Raw genomic sequence first — 3,036 nt, forward strand, 5'->3', positions numbered from 1 at the left:
ATAACTACGGCTATATTAATAAAATATAAAATAAAAGACAGAAAACAAATCCAAATAATAGAAAAAGATTTTTAAATCGTTTTAATTTATTAAAAAGTTAGAATTTACTTATTAATTCCGCAAGGCCGTCTTTAAAACTTACAAGCGGACTGTATCCAAGGTCTTCCCTTATTTTTTCAAGAGAGGCAAGGCTATGCTTTACATCTCCTTTTCTTTCTTCTTTATAAACAGGTTCAATATCCTTATCATAATATTCAGATAAAAGCCTGATTATTTCATTTAAACTTATTCTTTTCCCGCATGCCACATTATAGAAATTTCCGAATGCTTTTTTATTTTCAGAAGTTGCAGCCAGGCAGTTTGCATATAGAACATTATCAATATATGAAAAATCACGGCTTTGTTCACCATCTCCAAAAATGACAGGTCGGCTGTCCTCGTTTATTTTTTTAAGAAACAGAGGTATCACAGCAGAATATATTGAATCCGGGCTTTGTCTTTCTCCGAACACATTAAAATATCTAAGCGAAACAGTTTCCAGCCCATATAAATTATAATAAAGTCTTGTATAATATTCCGCGGTTAATTTTGTTACCGCATATATGGATTTGGGATTTACCGGCATATCTTCAACTTTGGGAAGAACAGGAGTATCCCCATACACTGAAGATGAAGAAGCATAGATAAATCTTCTGACATTGTTTTTATGTGAAGCAAAAAGCATATTAAGTGTGCCGTCGATATTGGATGAATTTGAATCCAGCGGATTTTCAATGGAACGTTGAACTGAGCCAAGAGCTGCTTCATGAAAAACAATATCTATATCTCCGGTTGCAGCCTTACATGTTTCAGGATTTCTTATATCTCCATTGATAAAGTCAAAATTGCTATTACCTGATTTGCCTGAAGAAGCCTCAAGAGCCTTGTTGATATTTTTTAAAGAACCGGTGGATAAATTATCAAGACCCCTTACATATAAATTCTTTTTCAGTAAAAATTCCAGAAGATTTGAACCTATAAATCCCGCACATCCGGTTACAAGTACCTTTATGTCCTTATCGAATTTAATTTCTTCAAGCCTCAATTTGTTCTCCTGTTGCCAAGTAATTTAATAGTTTAATCTGTGCTATAATCTCCAGTACCTGAATCCGGCTTTTTTAGCTTTTTCTTTGTTAAATATCCACTTAATATCAAAAAGTATGGGATTTTCCGTTCTCATTTTTGTCTTTAAATCTTTTAAATCCATTTCTTTAAATTTATCGTGGGCAACACAGAAAACAGCTGCATCCATATCTTTTATTTCATCAGGCTCTATGAGCTCTATGCCGTAATGTTCTTTTGCTTCATCTTTAAGCGCCAGCGGATCATAAATACTTACATCAATATTGTAATTTTTTAAATAATTATATATATCTACTACTTTGGTATTTCTGCAGTCTGAAACATTTTCCTTAAATGTAAGGCCAAAAAGAATCACTCTTATATTATTTTTTAATTCACTGTTTGAGATAATGTTTTTTAGTATCTGTCTGCTTATAAATTCTGACATGCTGTCATTTATTTTTCTGCCGGCATTTATCACTTCAGGATGGTATCCCAGTTCAATTGCTTTATAAACCAGATAGTAAGGATCAACTCCTATGCAATGGCCTCCGACAAGACCGGGTCTGAAATCTAAAAAATTCCATTTTGTTTTGGCAGCTTCCAGAACTTCGCTCGTGTCTATTCCTATTCTGGAAAAAATAACTGCAAGCTCGTTTACAAGTGCCACATTGATATCTCTCTGAGTGTTTTCAATTACTTTTGCCGCTTCAGCTACTTTAATGCTGGATGCTTTATGGACACCTGCTTTTATTATTTTCCCATATACGCCTGCTACTATTTCCAGTGATTCGTCATCCTGGGAAGAAACAACTTTGACTATCCGTGTCAGGGTGTTGACTTTATCTCCCGGGTTTATTCTTTCCGGCGAATATCCGACTACAAAATCTTTCCCGTTTTTAAAACCTGACTCTCTTTCAATAACAGGTATGCATATATCCTCAGTAACTCCGGGATAAACGGTTGATTCATATACTATTATCGAATTTTCAGGCATATTCTGTGCAGTCAGGGCAGTAGCGCTTTCAACAAGACCAAGGTCAGGGATGTTGTGATTGTCTATAGGTGTGGGAACAGCGATTATAAAAAAACCGGCTTTCTTTAAATCGGATTTATCTGAAGTAAGCAGGCATTTCAGTCCTTTTAAATCTTCTGTTTTTACATTACTGTCTTTATCACAACTGTTTTTTAGCTCTTTTATTCTCCGGCTGCTGATATCAAAACCTATTACATCAAAATATTTATCAAGCTCTATTAGAAGAGGAAGACCGACATAGCCGAGACCGACAACTGCGATTTTTAATTCTTTATTTTCTAATTTTTTGTAAAAATCTTTATAATCCATAATAAAATTATTTCCTTTTAGTTTGTTATAATAGATTAGTTTGTTATCTTTATAGATTAAGTTATCATTATTTAAAAAATATTTAACTATTTTAACAAAAAAAATGTCTTTTGTATTTTAATTTGGAATGACTGCAAGCAAAAAAATATATTATGTGATTGAGCCTGCGAATTGGGTAATTAGACAGGAAGGCTTAAGTATATTTAAATACATGAGAAAAGAGTATAAAGAGATATCTTTTGAATTGCTACCATTATCTTTAAGGAAGTTAAGAAAAATAAAAAATCAGATTATTCATTTTGGTTCAAGAAATACTTATATGCCTGAAGTTTACAAATGTGTTGATCCCAGCAATAGTATAATACTTACATGGTATCATGGCACAGATAATGATTTGCAATACATAAAGATTATTCCTGAAGTAAAATCCAAGATTGATATTATTCATACTTCCTGCACATTAAGCAGGAATAATCTGATAAAATGGGGATTTGATTATGATAAAATAGTTATAATCCCTATAGGCATAGATTCTGAATTATTTAAAAAATCTTCAGAAGAAGAAAAGAAAGTTTTTAAAAGGAAAATAG

3 protein-coding genes are annotated in these 3,036 nt (G+C 32.5%); 1 reads left to right on the top strand and 2 read right to left on the bottom strand.

What is annotated here, in order from left to right; all coding sequences use genetic code 11:
- Nucleotides 1–97 precede the first annotated feature (97 nt).
- Entirely contained in the window at nt 98–1,051 is a 954-nt protein-coding gene (locus tag GXZ93_03355) for an SDR family oxidoreductase (protein HHT78818.1), read from the bottom strand.
- Nucleotides 1,052–1,126: 75 nt separating this feature from the next.
- Entirely contained in the window at nt 1,127–2,446 is a 1,320-nt protein-coding gene (locus GXZ93_03360; GenBank protein HHT78819.1) for a nucleotide sugar dehydrogenase, read from the bottom strand.
- Between the two features lie 211 nt (nt 2,447–2,657).
- Between GXZ93_03360 and GXZ93_03365 the strand changes: the two genes are divergently transcribed.
- The coding region (locus GXZ93_03365) for a colanic acid biosynthesis glycosyltransferase WcaL (GenBank protein ID HHT78820.1) at nt 2,658–3,036 on the top strand (379 nt) is incomplete at its 3' end.

Source organism: Actinomycetota bacterium (assembly GCA_012837825.1).
GTDB lineage: Bacteria > Actinomycetota > Humimicrobiia > Humimicrobiales > Humimicrobiaceae > Humimicrobium.

Coding starts and splice junctions, on each gene's coding strand:
- GXZ93_03360 (HHT78819.1), bottom strand. CDS start 2,446: ATGGATTATAAAGATTTTTACAAAAAATTAGAAAATAAAGAATTAAAA.